General features: G+C 33.6%; 20 protein-coding genes and 4 pseudogenes. 14 read left to right on the forward strand and 10 right to left on the reverse strand.

From position 1 onward, the window contains the following. Window positions 1–5: 5 nt before the first annotated feature. The 6 genes and pseudogenes from K5I29_RS06720 to K5I29_RS06745 form a co-directional block, all read right to left on the reverse strand. Window positions 6–506 (reverse strand): DinB family protein, encoded by a 501-nt coding sequence (locus K5I29_RS06720; protein WP_264435128.1) that lies wholly within the window; start codon window positions 504–506, stop codon window positions 6–8. Between the two features lie 6 nt (window positions 507–512). Beyond that, window positions 513–2,417: a protein-disulfide reductase DsbD family protein gene (locus K5I29_RS06725; protein ID WP_264435129.1), complete on the reverse strand. Its 1,905-nt coding sequence runs from the start codon at window positions 2,415–2,417 to the stop codon at window positions 513–515. Window positions 2,418–2,461: 44 nt separating this feature from the next. Next, entirely contained in the window at window positions 2,462–3,580 is a 1,119-nt protein-coding gene (tilS, locus tag K5I29_RS06730) for a tRNA lysidine(34) synthetase TilS (protein WP_317134312.1), read from the reverse strand. Then, entirely contained in the window at window positions 3,544–3,774 is a 231-nt protein-coding gene (locus K5I29_RS06735; RefSeq protein WP_264435130.1) for an ATP-binding protein, read from the reverse strand. Before K5I29_RS06735 ends, tilS begins: the two co-directional genes overlap by 37 nt. Further along, window positions 3,761–4,917 (reverse strand): annotated as a pseudogene (locus K5I29_RS06740) (anthranilate synthase component I family protein). Before K5I29_RS06740 ends, K5I29_RS06735 begins: the two are co-directional and overlap by 14 nt. A 144-nt stretch (window positions 4,918–5,061) precedes the next feature. Beyond that, window positions 5,062–5,718, reverse strand: coding sequence for an HAD family hydrolase (locus K5I29_RS06745; RefSeq protein WP_264435131.1), 657 nt, complete (start codon window positions 5,716–5,718; stop codon window positions 5,062–5,064). A gap of 144 nt (window positions 5,719–5,862) precedes the next feature. Between K5I29_RS06745 and K5I29_RS06750 the strand changes: the two genes are divergently transcribed. From K5I29_RS06750 to K5I29_RS06770, 5 genes are read left to right on the forward strand one after another with little or no spacing between them, the layout of a single operon-like run. Next, window positions 5,863–6,408, forward strand: coding sequence for an RNA polymerase sigma factor (locus tag K5I29_RS06750; protein ID WP_264435132.1), 546 nt, complete (start codon window positions 5,863–5,865; stop codon window positions 6,406–6,408). 34 nt (window positions 6,409–6,442) lie between these two features. Next, window positions 6,443–6,844, forward strand: a complete 402-nt coding sequence (locus tag K5I29_RS06755) for a hypothetical protein (protein WP_264435133.1) — start codon at window positions 6,443–6,445, stop codon at window positions 6,842–6,844. A gap of 2 nt (window positions 6,845–6,846) precedes the next feature. Then, complete coding sequence (locus K5I29_RS06760) at window positions 6,847–7,278, forward strand: sensor of ECF-type sigma factor (protein ID WP_264435134.1); 432 nt, start codon at window positions 6,847–6,849, stop codon at window positions 7,276–7,278. A 48-nt stretch (window positions 7,279–7,326) separates the two neighbouring features. Further along, window positions 7,327–8,202, forward strand: a complete 876-nt coding sequence (locus K5I29_RS06765; protein ID WP_264435135.1) for an AraC family transcriptional regulator — start codon at window positions 7,327–7,329, stop codon at window positions 8,200–8,202. 46 nt (window positions 8,203–8,248) lie between these two features. Beyond that, the gene (locus tag K5I29_RS06770) at window positions 8,249–9,460 is read left to right on the forward strand and encodes an RsmB/NOP family class I SAM-dependent RNA methyltransferase (protein ID WP_264435136.1); all 1,212 of its coding nucleotides are present in this window, start codon (window positions 8,249–8,251) and stop codon (window positions 9,458–9,460) included. 38 nt (window positions 9,461–9,498) lie between these two features. On the opposite strand, the gene K5I29_RS06775 is transcribed toward K5I29_RS06770, so the two are convergent. The 3 genes and pseudogenes from K5I29_RS06775 to pyrF form a co-directional block, all read right to left on the reverse strand. After that, window positions 9,499–10,995, reverse strand: a complete 1,497-nt coding sequence (locus K5I29_RS06775) for a catalase (RefSeq protein WP_264435137.1) — start codon at window positions 10,993–10,995, stop codon at window positions 9,499–9,501. 282 nt (window positions 10,996–11,277) lie between these two features. Next, window positions 11,278–12,087, reverse strand: coding sequence for an ABC transporter substrate-binding protein (locus K5I29_RS06780; RefSeq protein ID WP_264435138.1), 810 nt, complete (start codon window positions 12,085–12,087; stop codon window positions 11,278–11,280). 2 nt (window positions 12,088–12,089) lie between these two features. Continuing rightward, a pseudogene (gene pyrF, locus K5I29_RS06785) lies at window positions 12,090–12,916 on the reverse strand (orotidine-5'-phosphate decarboxylase). A gap of 203 nt (window positions 12,917–13,119) precedes the next feature. Between pyrF and K5I29_RS06790 the strand changes: the two are divergent. Then, entirely contained in the window at window positions 13,120–13,734 is a 615-nt protein-coding gene (locus K5I29_RS06790) for a hypothetical protein (RefSeq protein WP_264435139.1), read from the forward strand. Window positions 13,735–13,782: 48 nt separating this feature from the next. Here K5I29_RS06790 and glyA read toward each other — a convergent pair whose 3' ends face one another. Continuing rightward, window positions 13,783–15,057, reverse strand: coding sequence for a serine hydroxymethyltransferase (gene glyA / locus K5I29_RS06795; protein ID WP_264435140.1), 1,275 nt, complete (start codon window positions 15,055–15,057; stop codon window positions 13,783–13,785). 506 nt (window positions 15,058–15,563) lie between these two features. Between glyA and K5I29_RS06800 the strand changes: the two genes are divergently transcribed. The 8 genes and pseudogenes from K5I29_RS06800 to argH all read left to right on the forward strand — a co-directional run bounded on the left by K5I29_RS06800 (window position 15,564) and on the right by argH (window position 23,652). Continuing rightward, the gene (locus tag K5I29_RS06800) at window positions 15,564–16,205 is read left to right on the forward strand and encodes a GNAT family N-acetyltransferase (RefSeq protein ID WP_264431881.1); all 642 of its coding nucleotides are present in this window, start codon (window positions 15,564–15,566) and stop codon (window positions 16,203–16,205) included. 6 nt (window positions 16,206–16,211) lie between these two features. Then, window positions 16,212–17,402: an argininosuccinate synthase gene (argG, locus tag K5I29_RS06805; RefSeq protein ID WP_264431883.1), complete on the forward strand. Its 1,191-nt coding sequence runs from the start codon at window positions 16,212–16,214 to the stop codon at window positions 17,400–17,402. Beyond that, on the forward strand, window positions 17,395–18,372 hold the full coding sequence (gene argC, locus K5I29_RS06810; protein ID WP_264431885.1) for an N-acetyl-gamma-glutamyl-phosphate reductase: 978 nt from the start codon (window positions 17,395–17,397) through the stop codon (window positions 18,370–18,372). The genes argG and argC overlap by 8 nt, the downstream gene beginning before the upstream one ends. A 16-nt stretch (window positions 18,373–18,388) precedes the next feature. Next, window positions 18,389–19,531 carry an aspartate aminotransferase family protein gene (locus tag K5I29_RS06815; RefSeq protein ID WP_264431888.1) on the forward strand — a complete coding sequence of 381 codons (1,143 nt, stop codon included), beginning with the start codon at window positions 18,389–18,391 and terminating at the stop codon, window positions 19,529–19,531. A gap of 9 nt (window positions 19,532–19,540) precedes the next feature. Then, window positions 19,541–20,491 (forward strand): N-acetylornithine carbamoyltransferase, encoded by a 951-nt coding sequence (locus K5I29_RS06820; protein WP_264431889.1) that lies wholly within the window; start codon window positions 19,541–19,543, stop codon window positions 20,489–20,491. Continuing rightward, a complete protein-coding gene (gene argB / locus K5I29_RS06825) occupies window positions 20,481–21,266 on the forward strand; it encodes an acetylglutamate kinase (protein WP_264431891.1) in 786 nt (261 codons plus the stop codon). The genes K5I29_RS06820 and argB overlap by 11 nt, the downstream gene beginning before the upstream one ends. 10 nt (window positions 21,267–21,276) lie before the next feature. Then, a pseudogene (locus tag K5I29_RS06830) lies at window positions 21,277–22,361 on the forward strand (M20 family metallo-hydrolase). Window positions 22,362–22,372: 11 nt separating this feature from the next. Further along, a pseudogene (argH, locus tag K5I29_RS06835) lies at window positions 22,373–23,652 on the forward strand (argininosuccinate lyase). Window positions 23,653–23,662 lie beyond the last annotated feature (10 nt).

The raw sequence follows: 23,662 nt of genomic DNA on the forward strand, positions 1-23,662 counted from the left end.
ATTATTTATAAATATTGTTTTTCGAAAAAATTTAAATGATGTATTTGATGCCCTAAAATAACTGCAAAAATTGCATCAACAGAAATTTCATAATTTCCGATAAGGCCTACTTTATTTAAATCAGCAGTTGTTAAAGATTTGTATAAAGCTATTGTACTTAACCTAACATGACTCAGCTCTTCTAAAATTGCTTTTAAATGACGCTTTTTTGCTTGTTCTGCAACGGTTTGCGCGTACAAATTTTCGTCAAACAACAACATTGTGTTTTTATCGTTACGCGCAATTGCTAAAGCACGGTAAGCAAAAATTCGTTCACAATCAATAAGGTGTTGCAAAATTTCTTTAATGGTCCATTTTCCTTCTGCGTAAGCATAATCAAATTTATCCATCGGAATATTTTGCACAAACTTAATGCCCTCGTATAACTGAATTTCTAACGATTCAACTAAAGTATAATCTGAAGGAATTAAACCTACATAATACGCATCAAAATCAGGATATATCATCTGTTTTTATTTTAATCCACTTTCTAACCAAGCTTTATATTCGGCAACATCTGGTACATAACCAACCGGTTTATTGGTATCAACGCCATCTTTATTTAAAACAATATAATAAGGTTGTGCGTTGGCGTGATAACGCGTAATTTGATAATCGCTCCATTTGTTACCCACTGTTCTTATTTTTTTACCTGTTGTTGGCGAAACATACTGCTCGTTTTCTGGTAATTCTTGCTTATCATCTACGTACAAAGAAATAATAACAAATTGATCGCGAAGTAAATTTAAAACTTCGGGTTTAGACCAAACTTTATCTTCCATTCTACGGCAATTTACACAAGCATAACCTGTAAAATCTAATAAAATATGCTTGTTTTCGCGTTTAGCATAAGCCAATCCGGTTTCATAATCTGTAAACGTAAGTAAATCATGAGCTCCGTATTTTGCTCCTTCTGGAAGTGCAACACGGTTATCTAAAATTCCTCCAGCTTTAGAATATCCTACGCCATAAGGGCTTTCGGCATACGTCATTGGTGGTGGAAAACCAGAAATTAACTGCAACGGAGCGCCCCATAAACCTGGAACTAAATAAACCGTAAACATGGTTACAAGCAAGGCTAAGTATAAACGCCAAACTGAAATGCTGTTTTGTGGTGAATCATGCGGTAAAGTTAATTTACCAAATAAGTACATTGCCCAAGCACCAAAAATTACAATCCAAATTACCAAGAAAACTTCGCGCGTTAACCAGCCTAATTGCAATACTAAATCGGCATTTGATAAGAATTTAAAAGCTAAAGCTAACTCTAAAAATCCTAAAGAAACTTTTACAGCATTTAACCAACCGCCCGATTTTGGTAAAGTATTTAACCACCCCGGGAACATAGCAAATAACATGAATGGTAAAGCTAATGCTAATGAAAAACCGAACATACCAACAACTGGTGCAATTCCGCCTTTAGATGCAGCTTCTACCAACAAAGTTCCTACAATTGGTCCCGTACAAGAAAAAGATACAATAGCTAAAGCTAAAGCCATAAATAAAATACCAACAAATCCGCCGCGATCGGCTTGTTTATCTACTTTATTTGCCCATGAATTCGGTAACATAATTTCGAAAGCTCCTAAAAAAGAAGTTGCGAAAATGAATAAAATGATAAAAAATATTACGTTAAACCAAACGTTGGTAGATAATGCATTTAGCGCATCGGCCCCAAAAATGGCAGTTACCAATAAGCCTAAAACTACGTAAATAATGATAATTGAAATTCCGTAAAAAATGGCATTTCTAATTCCTTTTGCTTTGGTTTTACTTTGTTTGGTAAAAAAGCTCACCGTCATTGGGATCATTGGGAAAACGCAAGGCGTTAACAAAGCTGCAAACCCTGAAAAGAAAGAAATAATAAAAATACTTAGAATACTTAAATCATCTACTTTCGTTGGGTTACCCGGAGCTGCATCTTGAGCAGTTGCTACAACTGCTTTATTTTGTTGCTCTGAAACGGTAAAATTCATGCCTGACAAATCAAACGTAAAGGTTTCATCGCCCTGAATACAAGCTTCTTTACAAATTTGATATTCTACATAAACTTCTATATTTTTTATATTTTTATTTTCGATTTTTATTTTTTGTTGAAACTGAACTTCATCTTCAAAAATATATTCATCTACTTCAAAAATATCACTATAAACTTTTTTATAAGGGCTTTCTGTAGTTTCGCCCACCAAGCTATAATTTCCTGGTTGATTTAAATAATCAAAAACGGTTGGTAATGAACCGCCATCTGGCGTATGTTGCGAAAACATATGCCAATCTTTTTCTATGGTTGCTGTAAAAGTTAAAAGCACTTCTGAATCAGAAATTTTTTCGGCCGAACTTTTCCACTTTGCAGGGGTTAAAATTTGCGCTTGCGCCATAAAGGCCACCAGAACAAAAAAATAGTGAGAAAATTTTTTTCATTTTAAATTTGTAATTGTATGGTATTAATTGAGTTTATAGTTGCTAAAAATCGTTTATCTGCTCGGTGTCCCACAATCCATATTATATCTATATCGTTGTTTTGAACTAAAAGCCATGTTTCGTTTTTTTGAAATTGAGAAAGTTTTTCGTCTTTAAAAAATTTGGCTATATTTTTCTTTCCGTTCATCCCAAAAGGATAAAAATAATCACCTTCTTTCCATTTTCGCAAGATTAAAGGGAATTTTAACTTTTCTAGATCTAAAAAAACTTCTAATTTATCATTTTTTTCATGGAAACGGTTGTAATTAACAGAAATATTAACAGGCAACTTTTCAAAATCAGCAACAGATGAAATTATATAACTTTCCGTTTCGGTCGTTTCAATATTCTTCAACAACAATTCGTTACGATTTTTAAGTAACAAATGCGTTGCTGAATAAATTATTTTACCGCTTTTAGCTTGTGGTAACGCATAAATATCGTTCCAGGCAGTAAAGCCAAAAGGTTTTAACAACTCAAATAAAAAAGCTTGTGGCGCCTGCAACTGCATTAACGGAGTTATAGCAATAGCTACATAATTTTCGTGTGGTGTTACAATTTGTTTTTTTAAAACTGAAAACCCATCTAAAAAACCTTGATTGAATTGATTAAGATGCGTTAGCGTATTGGTAAACGATTGTAAAAAATCGGTATTCAATTCTTTTAAAACCGGAACAACCTGATGCCTAATTTTATTTCTAAAATATTTGGTTGATTGGTTTGAGCTGTCTTCTCGCCATTCTATATTATTTGCTTGGGCGTAATTCAAAATTTCATCTCGAGAAACGGTTAACATTGGGCGTAAAATTTTGTCGTTTTTAGGTGGTATTCCCAAAATGCCGTCTACCCCGGTACCTCGCGTAACATTTATTAAAAAAGTTTCAACTTGATCATCTAAATGATGCGCAGTTAAAATATAATCTAACTTATGTTCATCTATTAATTTATAAAACCAATCGTAACGCAATTTGCGTGCCGCTAATTGAATAGAAAGTTTATTTTGCTCGGCATATTGCTCGGTATCAAAATAAATAATATGATGTGCTAGGTTTTGATCAACAAAATATATTTTTTTAAAAATTCGGTTTCTTCATCACTTTCTGAACCACGCAATCTAAAATTACAATGTGCAACTGTAACGTTATAATTTAGTTTGTTTAACGTATGTAACATAACCATGCTATCTACCCCACCGCTAACTGCTAGTAAAAGTTTAGCGGTACCTATTTCAGAAAAATTTTCCTGAATGTGATTTTGTAGCTTAGTTAGTAACATGGCTGTTAAATACAGTAAATAAAGCTGAAGCTTTAATTAAACATTCGTTATATTCTTGCTCAGCGTTGGCTTGAGCTGTTATAGCGCTACCAACTGCATAGGATACATAATTGTTTTGTTGGTTATATAAAATGCTGCGAATAATCACATTAAAATCAAAATCGGAATCGGGAGTAAAATAACCAATTGCTCCAGAATATAGCCGCGTTTAAAATCTTCTAACGTTTCGCAAATTTGCATAGCCGATATTTTAGGTGCCCCGGTCATACTGCCCATTGGAAATGTAGTTTGAATAACATCGGTAGCCGAAAATTTTTCATCAACGGTTGCTTCTATTGTCGAAATCATTTGATGAACCTGACTAAAAGTGTAAATTTTACAAAGCTCGGTAACGTTAACACTTCCGGTTGTTGCGGTTTTAGACAAATCGTTACGAACCAAATCTACAATCATAATATTTTCGGCACGTTCTTTACTGTTGTTTTCTAAATCGATTTTTAATTGTTCATCTTCGTCCGCATTAGCTCCGCGTTTTGCCGTACCTTTTATGGGCTGGGTAATAAGTTGTTTTCCTGTTTTTTGCAAATATCTTTCAGGCGAAGCCGAAAGTGCAAAATGCTTATTCATTTTAAAAAAAGAAGCAAAAGGTGCGTGAGAAATGTTGTTTAATGCGTTATAAACTTGTAACGGATCAATAGTTGCATGGCTATAAAACTCCATACAAAAATTAGTTTCGTAAATATCGCCGCGATGAATATGATCTAAAACGGTGTTTACCTTGTTTATATAAGCTGCTTTTGGCGTTCTTGCTGTAAAGTTTATTGGCGAAATAACTTGATCAAAGCACGTAGTATTTAAAATTTCTTGCCAATCTGCATCCATTTCATCTGCAACAAAAGCTAAGTATGAAAGGGTTATTTCGGTATCTTTTATAACAAATAACTTTTTAGGCTGAAAAAAATAAATATCAGGAAATTGCAGTGCGTCGGTATTTTCAGAATGCAGTTTTTCTATACCATTTTTTAAATCGTAAGTAAAATAACCTAAAATATAATCTTTTACATTTTGTTGGTATTCTGCTAACGATTCGAAAGCCGAAAAACTATCGGTTTGTAAACTGGTAAAGGCATCTACCCCCAACATTAACTCAAATTTGCTAAGTTGGTTTTTATGTTGGTTGCTATCTAAATAGCCTATTTCTCTAAATTGTTGACTCCAAAACAGCAGTTTTTGCTTAATTAAGGCAACATTTTCTAAAGGAATAACTTGGGTAATTCGCACTTTTATTTATTTTAAATTTTTAATATAAGCCGCATCAATAGCGTTAAAATCGGTTACAATAGCACTGGCTTTAGATAAATCTTGTTTTTTAGAATTTGCACTGGTATAACCCAAACAAAAAACTTCGGCGCCAACAGCAGCTTCTACCCCATTGGTGCTATCTTCAATAATAATACAAGCTTCTTTAGGATGGATGGATAAATTAGCGGCGTGAACAAAAATAGCTGGATCTGGTTTTGATCGTACAAAATCTTCGCCCGAAATTTTATGCGTAAAATATTGGTTTAAGTTAAAGCGATTAAAAACGCGAGCAATAGTACCTTTTGATGCTGATGATGCTAAAATAAGTTCAAAACCATTTTGGTACAAATCAACAATTAATTTTTCTACCCCATCAATCAAATACAAATCTTCTTTGGTATCAAAAGCTTCGTTAAACAAAAAACGTTTACGTAAAACCAATTCGTTTACATCTGTTTCTATATTAAAGGTGTTTTTTAATTTTTGATATACATTTTTGGTAGAATTACCAGTAAAGGTTGCAAACATTTCGTCGCTTACTTCAATTCCTAATTCATCAAAATGCTTGTAATAGGCGTATTTATGAACCGGTTCCGAATCAATAATAACGCCATCCATATCAAAAATAACAGTTTTAACCATAATGCAATAAGTTGTGTTTCTTGCAAATTTAAAACAAAAGCACACATAAAACTCATAATCTAGCTTATTAATGCATTTAATAAAAGTGAAAAAACAACAGAAAAACTTTACAAACACATTTTAAATTGTAATTTAGTTTTTGAAATGCAGGAGAACGAAAAACAATTTATAAACGAACTTTTAAGCCCTAAAACGCAAAACCAAGCGTTTAAAAAACTTATTGGCCTTTATAAAGTGCAGCTGTACCATCATATTCGGAATATTGTGCTCAATCACGACGATACGGATGATGTGTTGCAAAATACGTTTATTAAAGTTTTTTCTAACCTAGATTCCTTTAATCAAGAAAGTAAATTAAGTACTTGGTTGTATCGCATTGCAACTAACGAAGCTTTAAACCATTTAAACAGCAAAGCACGTAAAAACGGATTGCAAACCGACGAAATTACCGAAAGCGCAGCAACAAATTTACACAGCGATTTATATTTTGATGGCGATGAAGTACAACGCAAGCTGCAACAAGCCATAAATACTTTGCCAGAAAAACAAAAGCTAGTATTTAACATGAAATATTTTCAGGACTTAAAATACGAGGAAATTGCACAAATTTTAAATACGTCAGTTGGCGGGCTTAAAGCATCTTACCATTTGGCTGTAAAAAAAATAGAAACTTTTTTTAATTCCGATTAAACCTTTTACTATTCTAATTGTCTAATATATAGATATGAAACCATTTAACTTACATAACGAAAAAATTGAATCTGGTTTTCAGGCACCCGAAAATTATTTTGATAATTTAGAAGATGTTATTTTAGCAAAACTGAATCAGAATACTGAAAAACCAATAAAAAAACTTGGTTTCAGTAAATTATGGTTATACAACAGCGTAGCAGCTTGTGTTTTATTGGTTGGCGGATTGCTTTTATTTTGGAATCAGCAACAAAACGAATTAGATAGCAACTTTTTAGAAACCTATTTAATATCAAACACAACTTCTGACGAAATTTATCAGAATTTTACCGACGAAGATATTCAAGAATTAACCGAAACCATTTTAAACAAACAAGACATTTACGAATACGTTTCGATTGACATGGGCTACTATTCTCATTTAGATTACGATTAATTATGAAAAAAATTATATTCTTATTTTTACTTATTCCTGCTTTTGTGTTCGCTCAGAATAACGAAAACAAACGCGAAAAAATAAAACAATTAAAAATTGCTTTTATTACTACCGAATTGGATTTAAACTCGGACGAAGCTGCTAAGTTTTGGCCCATTTATAACGCCGCAGAAAATAAAATATACGACATTAAAAAAATTAGATATAAAGCATATAGCGATTACATTAAAGGCAAGAAACAAAATGAAATTTTAGAAGCAGATGCAAAAAAATACATTAACATTGCCGATGATTGCGAAAAGAAAATTTTTGAAATTAAATCAGAATTAAATCAAGAATTGGGTAACACCGTATCGTACAAAAAAATTGTAAACCTCAAAAAAGCTGAGGACGATTTTAGACAAAAGTTATTAGAACAATACCGCAAAAAATAATGCGGTATTTTTTTTTGCATAAAACGGACATTTTTGTATTTTTAGTACATGAAAAACATTCATGTACTTAACATAGCTCAATTTAACAACAACAATTTAGTAAGTGATTTTTACGTAAATACCTTACAAAATCATTTAGTAAATGCACACGCACATATCGATCGTCCACATAAACACGATTTTTATGTAACCGTTATTTTTACAACCGGAACAGGCACGCACGAAATAGATTTTGAAACGTTTGAGGTAAAACCAGGCAGCATCTTTTTTTTAAGCCCGGGCCAAGTACATAGCTGGAATTTATCGGACGATGTTTCTGGTTACATTTTTTTTCATACCCAAACTTTTTTCGAGCAAGATTTTGCGCGCAATCATATTCAGAGCTATCCGTTTTTTAATTATAATACTACGCATCCCTATTTGTATTTAGAAAACAACAAAGTTTCTTATTTTAAAAATCTTTTTCAACATTTATTGAAAGAAGGAGTTGAAAATAACTTATTAAAATCCGAGAAAATATTAATTCTTATACAACTTATTTATATAGAATGTGCTCGCAAATATTTAGCAGACATTCATACCGAAACAACAACAAAACATACCTATTTAAGACAATTTAAAGATTTTCAGCATTGGGTAGAAATGCATTTTAAGCAAGAAAAATCGGCAGCGTTTTATGCCGAAAAACTTAATGTTTCGTCTAAACATTTAAATCGCATTTGCCAAAATGTAATAGGTAAAACTACTACCGATTACATTTTAAGCCGTGTACTTTTAGAAGCGAAACGTGAAATTATTTACCAAAAAAGAAGTTTAGCAGAAATTGCATACCATTTGGGTTATGAAGATTATGCCTATTTTTCGCGCATCTTTAAAAAACATTTTAAAGAAACGCCATCAGAATTTATTAGTAAATATAGATAATAACATGTATAGATAATTACTATCTTTGTAAGCTGAAATAATTTATATGAGACTGCATAGAAACTTAGTATTTACTGTTATAGATTCGATCATGATGATCTATAACGAAAATCAATATGCCGATAAAGTTGTTGCGTTAGCACTAAAAAAAGATAAACGTTGGGGAAGTGCCGATAGAAAATTTGTTGCCGAAACCATTTACGAAATGGTGCGTTGGAAACGTTTGTATTCTGAAATTGCAGATGTAAAAGAACATTACACGCGTGATAACGTATGGAAAATGTTTGCGGTTTGGGCTGTATTACGCGGAATTAAATTACCCGATTGGAGATATTTTGAAGAAACGCCAGAACGCAAAATTAAAGGACGTTTTGATGAGCTTTCTAAAATTAGAAAATACCGTGAATCTATTCCTGATTGGATGGATGAAGTAGGCATTGAAGAATTAGGAGAACCGCTTTGGACCAAAGAAATTCATGCTCAAAACGAACAAGCTAAAGTTGTTTTACGTGTTAACCGCTTAAAAACAACTAAAGAAAAATTGAGAGCCATTTTAATGGATCAGGATATTAAAACAGAATTTGATGCTAAATATTCAGATGCATTAGTTTTACCAGAACGTGCAAATGTATTTATGACGCAAGCATTTAAAGACGGTCTGTTTGAAGTACAAGATGCATCTTCACAAATGGTTGCTCCGTTTTTAGAAGTTGAACCAGGAATGCGCGTGGTTGATACGTGCGCAGGTGCAGGCGGTAAAACGTTACATTTAGCTTCGTTAATGGAAAACAAAGGGCAAATAATTGCCATGGATTTATACGAAAGCAAATTAAATCAATTAAAATTACGTGCACGTCGCAACGGCGTTCATAATATAGAACCGCGTGTAATTGATGGTACAAAAACCATTAAAAAATTAATTGAAAAAGCAGATCGCGTTTTAATTGATGCGCCATGTAGCGGATTAGGTGTTTTAAAACGTAATCCGGATAGCAAATGGAAATTGCAACCTGAGTTTATTGATAATATCAGAAAAGTACAGGCTGAAGTTTTAGGAAGCTATTCACGAATTGTTAAACCAGGTGGTAAATTGGTTTATGCAACTTGTTCTATTTTGCCTTCTGAAAATCAACAACAAGTTGAAAAGTTTTTAGCTACAGAAGCTGGCAAACAATTTAAATTTGAAAAAGATATTAAAGTACTGGCTTCAGAATCTGGTTTTGACGGATTTTATATGGCACAGTTTACTAAAAAATAAAAAAAGAGAGCATTTGCTCTCTTTTTTTATTTACTTTTCTATTTATTTACAAAAGCTGAAACATCAACGCCTAATCCTTTAGCAACTTCAGTACCTAAATGTTTAGATGCTCTAAACCAATGGCACAACTGACGCATAACAATTTCATCTTTTTTAGGACCATCAATTCCAGACATAGCTGCAACAATATTATTAACTGTATTTTGTTTGGCTTGCGCATCCATAACTTGATCAAATAAAATGCCCGGTTGTGTGTAATGATCATCATCTCCTTTTCCACCAGAATTTCTGTCAAAATAAGCTACCGTAGCTTCATCTAATTCGTAAGCTAAACCTTTATGATCATCCGATTGATAATTTCCATCAAATGAATTAGGGAAATAATTAGGTTGTGAACCTCCGTTATCAGTAAACTTCATTGCACCATCACGATGGTAACTGTTTGTCATATACGGACATGCATTAACAGGCAAATCTTGATAATTAGATCCAATTCTGTAACGTTGTGCATCGGGGTACGATAAAATTCGCCCTTGTAGCATTTTATCAGGAGAAAAACCTACACCATCAACAACATTTGTTGGCGCAAATGCAGCTTGTTCTACATCTCTAAAATAATTGGCAGGTATTTCATTTAATTCAAAATACCCCACTTCAATTAACGGATATTCTTTTTGTGACCAAGTTTTAGTAACATCAAATGGATTCCATGCAAAGTTTTTAGCTTGTTCTAAAGTCATAACCTGAATAAAAACATTCCATCTCGGGTATTCTTTTCTGTCAATAGCTTCAACTAAATCTCTTTGTGCATAATCCGGATCTATGCCACGGTACGCTTCGGCCGTTGGACCATCAAAATTTTTAATTCCTTGAGCAGAACGGAAATGAAACTTAACATATACACGTTCGTTTTTTGCATTAATTAATGAGAAGGTATGCGAGCCATAACCGTGCATAAAACGAAATCCATTAGGCGTACCACGATCGGACATTAAAATTAAAACCTGATGCAACGACTCTGGGTTTAACGACCAGAAGTCCCACATCATAGTTGCAGATTTGCAATTGGTACGCGGATCTCGTTTTTGTGTATGAATAAAATCTGGAAACTTTTTAGCATCTTTAATAAAAAACACCGGTGTGTTATTACCTACCACATCCCAATTTCCGTCTTCAGTATAAAATTTAAGTGCAAATCCTCGTGGATCTCTTTCCGTATCAGCCGAACCTTTTTCGCCACCTACGGTAGAAAAACGAGCAAACATTTTAGTTTCTTTACCTACTTTATTAAATATTTTGGCACGTGAATATTGTGAAATATCATTGGTTACTACAAATTTACCAAAAGCACCAGAACCTTTTGCATGTACAATTCGCTCCGGAATTCTTTCGCGGTTAAATTGTGCTAGTTTTTCGTGCAAGAAAAAATCTTGCAATAAAACTGGGCCTCTGCTTCCTACGGTTTGAGAATTTTCGTACTGATCTTTTCCAACAGGACAACCAGCATTGGTTGTAATTTTAGAATTTTGTGCCATACTGCTCTTTATTTATAAGTTAGTACCTATGCTAACTACAAAAACCGGGCTAATATTGCAAATTAATAGAAATTTAACATTATAAAACGCAGTAAAAACCTACTAATATTATTGTATAATATTTTGATTTCTAATAACATACAAATAACATTGTGTTAACAACACGTAACAAAAAAAAGTTGCAACTTTGTTGTGTAATAAAAGAGTAATTTCATAGTTTCTCATTTAGTTAGGGTTAGTTAAAAAAAAAAAACGCATCATATTAAAATATGATGCGTTTCTTTATTCTAAATCCATTCGTAAATGCAAACGTTTAAAGTAATCAAAAGCTTTAATTAAGCGGCTTCCGTACCAAGAAAACATTTCACCATCTACAAAAATAGCTTGTGCATGATGGGTATGTCGTCCTAATTCAAATGCATGTTCATCTTTAAAAGGAAAAGGTTCTGATGGTAAAAATACAATATCTGGATCGCCTTGAATACGCAACTTTTGAATAATAACTTCGGGGTAGCGCTCGTCGCGCGATTCGTATATGTTTTGAAACTTATTTAGCTTTAATAAGGAGTTGATAAAATTATCTCGTCCAACAGCCATATACGGGGTTGCCCAAATAAAATAAGCTACTTTTTGAGGTTCACGATTTTTCATGAATTCCTGAAAATCATCGTGTGCAAAAATAATTTTATCGATTATTTTTTTGGCATTGGTACGTTTGTTAAAAATAACTCCTAAAGTTTCTATAGCATCCAAACAATCTTGAATGGTTATAATATCAGTCACAAAAACGTTTGGGCATATTTTGCGCAAGGCTTCAATCATTTCTTGCGTATTTTCTTCCTTATTACAAATAATAATATCGGGCTGTAAAGCTTCTATTTTATCGTAATTTACTTGTTTTGTTCCGCCTACGCTAATTTTAGTTGTTTTAAAATGAAACGGATGCACGCAAAATTTGGTTACGCCAATTATTTCATTTTCTAATCCCATTTCATACAACAACTCGGTAAGCGAAGGTACTAAACTGATAATACGTTTAGGCGTTTCGGCAAAGGTAAAGTTATTTCCTAATTGATCGGTAACCTGTTTCATAATTAAATAATATTGTGGGCTTGTAAAATTTGTTCCATTTCGTGTTGCATCTTTTTAGCTTCAGTTACTGCTTTATCTGCAAAATCGATTTCGTGAGATGCATAAATAATTCCGCGAGAAGAATTAATTAATAATCCTACTTGTTCGTTTAAACCAAACTTACAAACATCGGCTAAATTACCACCTTGTGCCCCAACACCAGGAACTAATAAAAAGTTGTTCGGTACTATTTTACGAATTTCTGCAAAATATTCGGCTTTGGTTGCTCCAACTACATACATTAAGTTGTGGCTGTTTTGCCAAGTTTTTGAGGTTTCTAAAACTTGTTTATATAATTGAGAATGGTTTACGGTTTGCGTCTGAAAATCAAAAGCACCTTGATTTGAAGTTAAAGCCAATAAAATGGTATGCTTATTCTCGAACGCTAAAAAAGGTTCTACCGAATCTTTACCCATATAAGGTGCTACCGTAACCGAGTCAAATGCTAAATCTTGAAAAAAGCTTTTGCGTACATGCTTGATGTATTACCAATATCGCCACGTTTAGCATCGGCAATAGTAAAAATATCTGGATAATTGGTGTTTATATAAGCAATTGTTTTTGCTAATGCTTGCCAACCTTTAATGCCATAAGCTTCGTAAAAAGCCGTGTTGGGTTTATAAGAAACCGCTAAATGATGGGTTGCATCAATTATGGCTTTATTAAATTCAAAAATAGGATCTTCATATTGTAATAAATGAGTAGGAATTTTATCTAAATCTACATCTAAACCAATACAAAGAAATGATTTTTTGGTTTTAATTTGTTCTAAAAGTTGTTGTGTGGTCATTTTGGGTTTGTTGCTAAATGTTTGGTACAAATTTACTCTTTATTATGGCAATTTAAAATGACAAAAATCTATTTTTAGCTTTTGTTTCTTTAGATTAAAATAAACTCAACTAAAAATGCAATTCAACCCATAATTATATCGTTATATAGATAAATATAGGCGGTTAATAAAATTTATTGTAATACAATTAGGAGTTTGAAAATATGAAAAGGATTGTACTTGTTTGTTTGGCTTTATTTGTTTGTTTGCCATTACTGGCGCAAAACACCGCTGGTTTAAAAAAAACGGGGGCTTATATTGCAGATAGTGATTTTGAAAACGTTTTGGTTTTAAAAAACTTTAATTCGGTTTCAGAAATAGCCATGCCACATAAAAACTTAGTAAATCAATGGTTATTAAAGTCGGAAAAAGATATTTGTAAACTTTGTGAAGAATCGTTTGTAGAGGTAAATCCGATTTGGTCGGATGCAAATCAATTTCCGGCAGAAATAATTATGCGTTATATTATTCGTCCGTCAGCACAAGTTGTCGAATTGAATTATACCTATAATATTATTAATCATTTTAATGAAAATGCATTAATTACCAAATTGGTAGAAGTACACAGTGGAATTGAAAAAATAATTAATGAACACCGTGAGCCTGAGAATAATTTAATTACTAAAAAAATTGCTGTAGTTCCGGGCAGAAGTTATTATATTGATGTGGTTGCAAAATACGCATCTAAACAACATCAAACTATTTTTCAGTTTGATAGCTTAAAAGTTTCAGAACAAATTTTGTCTGGCACTATGGTTTTTAATCCGCATAACAAATAAAAAAAGCTCGAAATTAATTTCGAGCTTTTTACATTTTATAAGTAATGATTAGTAAGCGAACAATGGTCTTTCTCCCATAAATTCAGTTACCTCATCTCCAATTTGTTCTAAAACCTCATCATTGTTAGCATTCATTAACGCGCGGTCAATAAACTCAACAATAACTTCCATATCAGCTTCTACCAAACCACGAGTTGTGATTGCTGGAGTTCCGATACGGATTCCTGAAGTTGTAAATGGTGATTTATCGTCAAACGGAACCATGTTTTTGTTTACCGTAATTTCAGCCTTACCTAAAGTTTTTTCTGCATCTTTACCAGTAATATCTTTATTTCGTAAGTCAATTAACATCATGTGGTTGTCTGTACCTCCAGAAATAATGTTATATCCACGTTTTACAAATGCAGCTGCCATAGCTTTTGCATTTTTTTGAACTTGTAATGCGTAAGCAAAAAACTCATCAGAAAGTGCTTCACCAAAAGCAACTGCTTTGGCTGCAATAATATGTTCTAATGGTCCACCTTGGTTTCCAGGGAAAACAGATCCGTCTAAAATAGCCGACATCATTCTTGTTTCTCCTTTTGGTGTTTTAATTCCCCATGGGTTTTCAAAATCTTTACCCATCATAATCATTCCGCCACGTGGCCCACGTAATGTTTTGTGCGTGGTTGTAGTAACAATATGACAATGTGGAATTGGATCTGACATTAAACCTTTAGCAATTAATCCTGCTGGGTGAGAAATATCTGCCATTAAAATAGCACCAACTGAATCAGCAATTTCGCGGAAACGTTTAAAATCCATATCGCGAGAATATGCAGAAGCACCAGCAATAATCATTTTTGGTTGCTCTTTAGTAGCTATTTCTTGAATTTTATCGTAGTTTAAAACACCTGTTTCTGGATCAACCCCATAAAATACCGGATTGTATAATTTACCAGAAAAGTTTACTGGAGAACCGTGTGTTAAATGCCCACCGTGAGATAAATCAAAACCTAAAATTTTATCTCCTGGTTTTAAACAAGCTGCAAAAACAGCTGTATTTGCTTGAGACCCCGAGTGCGGTTGTACGTTTGCATATTCTGCACCAAATAATGCTTTTGCTCTATCAATAGCAATTTGTTCAACTTGGTCTACAACTTCACATCCTCCGTAATATCTTTTACCTGGGTAACCTTCAGCATATTTATTTGTTAAAACAGAACCAGCAGCTTCCATAACTTGTTCTGATACAAAGTTTTCTGAAGCAATTAATTCTAAACCATTAATTTGTCTATCTTTTTCGTCTAAAATTAAATCAAAAATTAATTCGTCTCTTTGCATAAGTATTATTATAAAAATAGTTATTGTCAAATTTACACAAAATAATGAATTTTTATACTGTTTTGGCACTTAAATAATGGTAATATTAGCAGGCTTAAATGTTAAATTCTATTAAAAAATAAAAAATAAAATTTTTAATTCATTTTATTTCTATATTTGCAGCGTGAAACACTTAGTATTAAATAGTAACCTACAGTCGCGGACAAGATTAGCATAATTCAAAAATAGTTTTTTGATTATGCACTTCCTCTTTATATCTATAAAGTCCGTTGGTTAACTTATTTAATTTTTTGAAGTGAACAATTTCCTAAATATAGCCCATCTTCATGGAGCTATTCTTACAAACATATTTTCCACACAAATTTTATTCCGGTACGCGATAATTAGACAGTAGTTAAAGTTTTCTTTATCTACAATAAAGTTATTCTTCTCTCAATTATGTTGTTAGAAGTACCTTATAATATACCATTCAATTTTTTAAGTTAACAATTTATTTATTATCTGTAATGGATGTAAAAATTATGGTTGCTCAGCCTGAGCACTATTGTTTCGCACAAGAAATCGTTGATACGATTGAAGCATCTGCGAAAGTTAGAGGTACTGGTATTGCCAAACGTACTCCTGAATATATTCAGAAAAAAATTGACCAACAACAAGCTATTATTGCGCTTACCAAAAGCGGTCAGTTTGCTGGTTTTTGTTATATAGAAACTTGGTCGCACGGCAAGTACGTTGCACATTCGGGGCTTATTGTTCACCCTGATTTTAGAAAAGACGGATTAGCAAAAGAAATTAAAACGTTTACGTTTGATTATTCTAGAAAACTATTCCCAGAAGCAAAAATTTTTGGTATTACAACGGGCTTAGCTGTTATGAAAATAAATTCGGATTTAGGTTATCATCCGGTTCCATTTTCTGAATTAACCGACGATCCTGCGTTTTGGGCGGGATGCAAAACTTGCGTGAATTTTGATATTTTAACCCGTAAAGAAAACAAAATGTGCTTGTGCACAGGCATGTTGTTTGATCCGGCAAAGCAACGCAAACAAATTAAAAACGGAGAACCCGTTGCACCAAATTATACCTTTAATAAAAAGGTTTTAGAACGTTTAAAAAACATAAAAAAAGCATTATTCCTTAAAAAATAATTTGACATGAAAAAAGTAGTTTTAGCATACAGCGGTGGTTTAGATACCTCATATTGTTTAAAATATTTACAAGACCAAGGTTACGAAGTACATACCGTATTAATTAATACCGGAGGTTTTGATGCAGCCGAATTACAAGCTATTGAAACAAGAGCGTATGAATTAGGTAGTGCAAAACATGCTAATTTAGATATTGTAGAAAAGTACTACGAAAAAGCTATCAAATATTTAATTTTTGGAAACGTATTACGCAACAACACCTACCCGCTTTCGGTAAGTGCTGAACGTGTTTTTCAAGCTTTAGAAGTTATTAAATATGCTAAAGAAAACGGTGCAATTGCTATTGCTCACGGATCTACAGGTGCTGGAAACGATCAAATTCGTTTCGATTTAATTTTTCAAACCATTGCACCAGAAATCGAAATTATTACGCCTATTCGTGATCTAAAATTATCACGTCAGGAAGAAGTTGCTTATTTACAAAGCAAAGGTGTGAATTATTCATGGGAAAAAGCGCAATATTCTATCAACAAAGGTATTTGGGGAACATCGGTTGGTGGTAAAGAAACTTTAACTTCTGACCAACCATTACCAAGCGAAGCTTATCCGTCTCAATTACAAAAAGAAGGCTCAGAAAAGGTACGTTTAACATTTAAAAACGGAGAATTAGTTGCTTTTAACGGCGTTGCCAATACACCAACTCAAAACATTATAGCGTTAGAAAATATTGCTTCACAATACGCAATTGGACGTGATGTGCATGTGGGTGATACCATTATTGGTATTAAAGGCCGTGTGGGGTTTGAAGCTGCTGCACCATTAATTATCATTAAAGCACATCATTTATTAGAAAAACACACGCTTTCTAAATGGCAATTGCATTGGAAACAATCGTTAGCCGATTTTTATGGTATGTTATTTCACGAAGGTCAATTTTTAGATCCAATAATGCGTAACATCGAAGATTTTTTACAATCTACCCAAACTTCGGTAACTGGCGATGTTATTGTTACGCTGCAACCGTATCATTTTAGTTTAGATGGAATTGAATCTGAATTTGATTTAATGAACTCAGAATTTGGTCAATATGGCGAAATGAACAATGCTTGGACAGCAGATGATGCGAAAGGCTTTATTAAAATTTTAGGTAACGCACAAAAAATTTACTCAAACGTAAATAAATTAAAATATGATTAAAGTTGGAATCATAGGAGGTTCTGGATATACCGCAGGCGAATTGCTTCGCATCATTCAAAACCATCCTAACGCACAAGTCGACTTTGTTTATTCAACTACAAATGCTGGTAAACCCATTACAACGGTTCATCAAGATTTGTTCGGCGAAACAGATTTAGTTTTTACTGATACAATTAACCCAGAAGTTAATGTAGTGTTCTTATGCTTAGGTCATGGTCAATCTATAGATTTTTTATCTCAGAACGCCTTTGCTTCTCACACCCGTATAATTGATTTAGGCAATGATTTTCGCTTAAATAAAGATGCGGTATGGCAACATAAAAATTTTGTTTACGGGTTACCAGAATTAAATAAAGCTAAAATTAAAAACGCGCAGTTTGTTGCCAATCCGGGTTGTTTTGCAACAGCTATTCAATTGGCATTATTGCCATTAGCCATTCATAATACATTACAAAACGAACTACATATTAATGCAACAACCGGAAGCACGGGGGCAGGCGTAAAACCTTCGGCAACAGGGCATCATAGCTATCGCAACAACAACATGTCGCATTATAAAGCTTTTAACCACCAACATATTGGTGAAATTACAGAAAGTTTACAAAAAGCGCAAAGCACATTTAATCAACCGTTGCTATTTATACCTAATCGTGGCGATTTTACACGTGGTATTTTTGCAACCTTATATACCAAAGTAAATCAGGATTTAGATACCATTTTAAAATGGTACCAAGATTATTACAAAAACGAACCTTTTACGCATGTAACTACCGAACCAATTCATTTAAAACAAGTGGTACAAACCAACAAATGCATTATTTCGTTAGAAAAACACGGTGATTATTTACTAATTACCTCAATTATTGACAACTTAGTAAAAGGAGCTTCAGGACAAGCTATTCAAAACATGAATTTAATGTTTGGATTACCTGAAAACACAGGTTTAAATTTAAAATCAGGAAACTTTTAGGTTTCGATGACCAATTATGAAAAACTTATTTGACGTATATCCAGTATATGATATTGTTCCGGTAAAAGGCGAATATGCTAAAATTTGGGACGATAAAGGCAATGAATATTTAGACTTTTACGGCGGACACGGCGTTATTTCAATCGGACATGCGCATCCAAATTATGTAAAAGCAGTTCAAAACCAGGTAGCAAAATTAGGGTTTTACTCTAATTCTATTGTAAACCCAATTCAAGAAGCTTTAGCCGAAAAATTAGCACAAGCTTCAGGATATTCAGAGTACAATTTATTTTTATGTAATTCTGGAGCCGAAGCCAATGAAAACGCATTAAAACTAGCATCTTTTCATAATAAAAAGAAAAAAGTTATTGCCTTTCATAAATCGTTTCACGGACGTACATCAGCGGCTGTAGCAGCAACCGACGGGCCATCTTTAGTTGCGCCATTAAATGCCAATCACGAAGTTGTTTTTTTAGCTTTAAACGATGCTGTTGCGCTAGAACAAGAATTAGCTAAAGGCGATGTTTGTTGTGTAATTATTGAAGGCATTCAGGGCGTTGGTGGTTTAGATCAAGGTACAACCGAATTTTTTCAGCAATTACGAACTTTAACCAAACAATACGATGCTGTTTTAATTTTAGACGAAATTCAGTCGGGTTACGGACGTTCAGGAAAATTCTTTGCGCATCAATATCATAATATAGAAGCCGATATCATTTCAATGGCTAAAGGCATGGGCAACGGTTTCCCGATTGGCGGAATTTTAATTGCTCCAACTTTTAAAGCATCTCACGGTTTATTGGGCACAACTTTTGGTGGAAACCATTTAGCATGTGCAGCAGCGTTATCGGTTTTAGAAACTATTGAAGCCGAAAATTTAATGCAAAACGTAAACGAAATGAATGCGTATTTTACAGAAAAAACAAAAGAATTTTCTGAAATAACTGCCATTAAAGGCCGTGGTTTAATGTTAGGAATTGCTTTTGATTTTGATATTGCTGCCCTTCGCAAAAAATTAATTTTAGAGCAAAACATATTTACGGGTAGTGCATCGCAAAAAAATTTATTACGCATTTTACCTCCATTAGGAATTACAAAAACAGATATCGATTTCTTTTTTAACGGCTTAAAAAAGGCATTGGCAAACTTAAATAATTAATTATTTAGCATGAAAAACTTTACATCAGTAGATCAAATAGAAAACGTAAACGCGTTGGTTGAATTGGCAAAATCAATCAAAAAAAATCCTTTCGGCAACAAACAATTGGGCGAAAACAAAACCATTGGTTTGTTGTTTTTTAACCCAAGTTTACGCACGCGTTTATCTACCCAAAAAGCGGCTCAAAACCTAGGCATGAATGCTATGGTTATGAACCTAAATAATGAAGGTTGGACGTTAGAATTTGAAGAAGGTGCAATTATGGACGGCAACAAATCAGAACATATTATTGAGGCAGCACAAGTTGTTTCTCAATATTGCGATATTATTGCCATTCGCAGTTTTCCTACACTGACTGATAAAGAAAAAGATTTAGCTGAACATGTTATTAATAGCTTTGTTAAATATGCTACCGTGCCAGTGGTAAGCTTAGAAGGTGCAACCGAGCACCCGTTACAAGCGTTAGCCGATATTTTAACGATTGAAGAACAAAAGCAAACCGCACGCCCTAAAGTTGTTTTAACTTGGGCGCCGCATCCTAAAGCTTTACCACATGCTGTGCCTAATTCATTTGCAAAAATGATGCTAAAGGCTGATGTTGATTTTGTTATTACGCATCCAAAAGGATATGAGCTAAATCCAGAAGTTACACAAGGAGCAACAATTATTTACGATCAGGATGAAGCCTTTAAAGATGCTGATTTTATTTACGCCAAAAACTGGAGTAGTTTTACCGATTACGGTGCCATTTTATCGCGTGATGAAAAATGGATGGTAACCAATAAAAAAATGGAGTTAACAAATAATGCGAAATTTATGCATTGCTTACCCGTGCGTCGTAACCAAGTTGTTGCAGACGAGGTTTTAGACGGACCAAATTCTATTGTTTTTGAACAAGCAAACAACCGTACTTATGCGGCTCAAGCTATTTTAACTCAAATTCTAGAAAATGCAAAATAAATCCCAACTTACCGTTGTAAAAATTGGCGGTAAGGTTTTAAATAATCCCGAAGCGCTAAACCAATTGTTGCAAGATTTTAGTTCTATTACAGGTCCTAAAGTTATTGTGCACGGTGGCGGATCTGATGCTACCGAAATGGCAAAAATATTGGGCATTGAGGCAACTTTAGTAAACGGCCGTCGCATTACAGATGCAGCTATGTTAGATATTGTTGTCATGACATATGCGGGTTTATTAAATAAAAATATAGTAGCAAAGCTTTCGGCTTTAGGTAATTCTGTTATTGGCTTAACCGGAGCCGATGGTAATAGCATTTTAGCTACCAAACGCGTACATCCCGAAATAGATTTTGGATTTGTTGGCGATGTACAGCAGGTAAATGCACCGTTTATTCATAACTTATTACAGCAAAATTGTATTCCGGTTTTTTGTGCCATTACACACAACGAAAACGGGCAATTATTAAACACCAATGCCGATACCATAGCCTCAGAAATTGCAATTGCACTGACAAAATATTATCAGGTTAAACTTTTTTATTGTTTTGAGAAACTTGGAGTACTAGAAGATGTTGAAAATGAGGAAACTGTGATACAAAATTTGAATGCACAATTGTATGCCGATTTAAAGCAAAAAAATGCTATACATTCTGGTATGATTCCTAAATTAGACAATTGTTTTTACGCCTTAAAAAACGAGGTAAACGAAATTCAAATTGGCTTACCTAAAGCGTTAAACAACTCGAATGTAAAACGAACGTGCATACGTTTATAAAACACTGGAAATGAAATCCATTGAGATACTAACTACAGAAGCAATTGAACTTTTAAAAAATTTAATTCAAACCCCATCTTTTTCTTCTGAAGAAGATCAAACAGCGCTTTTACTTGAGCAATGGTTTATACAAAACCTTATTCCGTTTGAAAGAGAAAATAACAACGTTTGGGCCTATAACCAACATTTTGATGCTAACAAACCAACCTTATTACTTAATTCGCATCATGATACGGTAAACCCAAACACCGCTTATACCAACAATCCGTTTGATACTTTTGTAAAAGATGGGAAACTTTTTGGTTTAGGCAGTAACGATGCGGCGTGGTGCTTTAGTTTCTTTACTTGCAACGTTTACTTATTTTTATTCACAAAAAAATTTATCTCACAATATTGTAATGGTTGCTTCTGCTGAAGAAGAAAGCAGTGGTAAACACGGTTTAAACTCGGTTTTACAACATTTACCCAAATTAGATGTTGCCATTGTAGGCGAACCTACACAAATGCAATTGGCTATTGCCGAAAAAGGCTTGTTGGTTTTAGATGTAACCGTAAAAGGTACCGCATCGCACGCAGCACACATCAATTCGGATAATTCAATTTATAACACATTACCGGTTATTGAATGGTTTAAAGATTTTACGTTTGAAAAAGTTTCTGACATTTTAGGCCCCGTAAAAATGACGGTTACCCAAATTAATGCAGGTAAACAACATAACGTAGTACCAGCAGATACGCATTTGGTGGTAGATGTACGTGTAAACGACAAATACAGCAATTCTGAATTATATCAAATCATTCAACAACACGTAAATTCAGATAAAGTTGAAGTTAAAGCGCGTTCGTTAAATTTAAATTCATCGGCTATTGCAAAAAATCATCCGTTGGTTCAGGCAGGTATTCAGTTAGGGTAGAACTACATACGGCTCTCCTACCCTTTCCGATCAATCGGTATTATATTGTCAGTCGTTAAAAATGGGGCCGGGCGATTCACCTCGCTCACATACCGCGGACGAATTTATTTATTTACATGAAATTGAAGAAGGAATTCAGATTTACATCAACATGTTATCTGATTTTCTTCTACAAAAATAAAGCTCACAATTATGAAATTATGGGAAAAAGGCATTCCGACTGATAAAAAGATTGAACATTTTACCGTTGGAAATGACAGAGAATTAGATGTTTTATTAGCCAAATATGATGTTTTAGGCAACATAGGCCATGCTAAAATGTTGGCTAAGGTTGGTTTAATTACAGAACAAGAACGCGATATTTTATTGGCTGGATTAGCTGAAATTTTAACAGAAATAGAAGCTGGTAATTTTGTTATTGAAGATGATTTTGAAGATGTACATTCTAAAATTGAATACGATTTAACGCAAAAAGTTGGTGAAGCTGGAAAAAAATACATACCGCACGTTCTAGAAACGATCAGGTTTTAGTTGATGTGCATTTGTTTTTAAAAGATGAGATTACCGAAATTAAAAGTTTGGTAAAAGAACTTTTTGATTTGTTGATGCTAAAAGCAGCGCAATACCAAAACGTTTTATTACCAGGTTACACGCATTTGCAAGTTGCCATGCCATCCTCGTTCGGTTTGTGGTTTTCTGCTTACGCCGAAAGTTTGATTGATGATATTACCATGCTAAATGCAGCTTATAAGGTTATAGATCAAAATCCTTTAGGTTCGGCCGCTGGTTACGGAAGTTCGTTTCCGATTGACAGAACAGAAACGACTCAAAACTTAGGTTTTAGTACATTAAAATATAATGTAGTTGCTGCACAAATGTCGCGCGGTAAAGCTGAAAAAACAACAGCTTTTGCTATGGCTAGCGTTGCTGGAACCTTATCTAAATTAGGAATGGATGTTTGCTTGTACCTTTCTCAAAATTTCGATTTTATGAGGCTGCCTGCTCACCTAACAACCGGTTCGAGCATTATGCCGCATAAAAAAAACCCAGATATTTTTGAATTGCTACGCGGAAAAGCAAATAAAATTCAGGCCTTACCTTACGAATTAACATTAATTACAAACAATTTGCCAAGCGGTTACCACCGTGAAATGCAAATTTTAAAGGAAGGTTTGTTTCCGGCCATTCAAAACTTAAAAGCATGTTTAAGCATGGCACATCATGCACTTAAAGATATTACGGTAAACGAAACTATTTTTGAAGATCCAAAATACAAATATTCGTTTACGGTTGATACGCTAAATGAAATGGTGGTTAGTGGAATTCCGTTTCGTGATGCGTACAAATTGGTAGCAGAACAAATTGAAAACGGAACTTTTAAGGTTCCTGAAGCCACACAACATACGCACGAAGGTAGTATAAACAACCCGTGCTTTAATGAAATAAAAATAAAAATGGAGCAATCCTTTTAAATCACAAAAC

This window comes from Flavobacterium agricola (assembly GCF_025919725.1).
Taxonomy (GTDB): Bacteria; Bacteroidota; Bacteroidia; order Flavobacteriales; family Flavobacteriaceae; genus Flavobacterium; species Flavobacterium agricola.

Coding starts and splice junctions, on each gene's coding strand:
- K5I29_RS06760 (WP_264435134.1), top strand. CDS start 6,847: ATGAAAAAAATTATATTCTTATTTTTACTTATTCCTGCTTTTGTGTTC.
- K5I29_RS06755 (WP_264435133.1), top strand. CDS start 6,443: ATGAAACCATTTAACTTACATAACGAAAAAATTGAATCTGGTTTTCAG.
- K5I29_RS06750 (WP_264435132.1), top strand. CDS start 5,863: ATGCAGGAGAACGAAAAACAATTTATAAACGAACTTTTAAGCCCTAAA.
- K5I29_RS06745 (WP_264435131.1), bottom strand. CDS start 5,718: ATGGTTAAAACTGTTATTTTTGATATGGATGGCGTTATTATTGATTCG.
- argC (WP_264431885.1), top strand. CDS start 17,395: ATGATTAAAGTTGGAATCATAGGAGGTTCTGGATATACCGCAGGCGAA.
- K5I29_RS06765 (WP_264435135.1), top strand. CDS start 7,327: ATGAAAAACATTCATGTACTTAACATAGCTCAATTTAACAACAACAAT.
- K5I29_RS06790 (WP_264435139.1), top strand. CDS start 13,120: ATGAAAAGGATTGTACTTGTTTGTTTGGCTTTATTTGTTTGTTTGCCA.
- argG (WP_264431883.1), top strand. CDS start 16,212: ATGAAAAAAGTAGTTTTAGCATACAGCGGTGGTTTAGATACCTCATAT.
- K5I29_RS06780 (WP_264435138.1), bottom strand. CDS start 12,087: ATGAAACAGGTTACCGATCAATTAGGAAATAACTTTACCTTTGCCGAA.
- K5I29_RS06735 (WP_264435130.1), bottom strand. CDS start 3,774: ATGTTACTAACTAAGCTACAAAATCACATTCAGGAAAATTTTTCTGAA.
- K5I29_RS06815 (WP_264431888.1), top strand. CDS start 18,389: ATGAAAAACTTATTTGACGTATATCCAGTATATGATATTGTTCCGGTA.
- K5I29_RS06775 (WP_264435137.1), bottom strand. CDS start 10,995: ATGGCACAAAATTCTAAAATTACAACCAATGCTGGTTGTCCTGTTGGA.
- K5I29_RS06820 (WP_264431889.1), top strand. CDS start 19,541: ATGAAAAACTTTACATCAGTAGATCAAATAGAAAACGTAAACGCGTTG.
- glyA (WP_264435140.1), bottom strand. CDS start 15,057: ATGCAAAGAGACGAATTAATTTTTGATTTAATTTTAGACGAAAAAGAT.
- argB (WP_264431891.1), top strand. CDS start 20,481: ATGCAAAATAAATCCCAACTTACCGTTGTAAAAATTGGCGGTAAGGTT.
- K5I29_RS06720 (WP_264435128.1), bottom strand. CDS start 506: ATGATATATCCTGATTTTGATGCGTATTATGTAGGTTTAATTCCTTCA.
- K5I29_RS06725 (WP_264435129.1), bottom strand. CDS start 2,417: ATGGCGCAAGCGCAAATTTTAACCCCTGCAAAGTGGAAAAGTTCGGCC.
- K5I29_RS06800 (WP_264431881.1), top strand. CDS start 15,564: ATGGATGTAAAAATTATGGTTGCTCAGCCTGAGCACTATTGTTTCGCA.
- K5I29_RS06770 (WP_264435136.1), top strand. CDS start 8,249: ATGAGACTGCATAGAAACTTAGTATTTACTGTTATAGATTCGATCATG.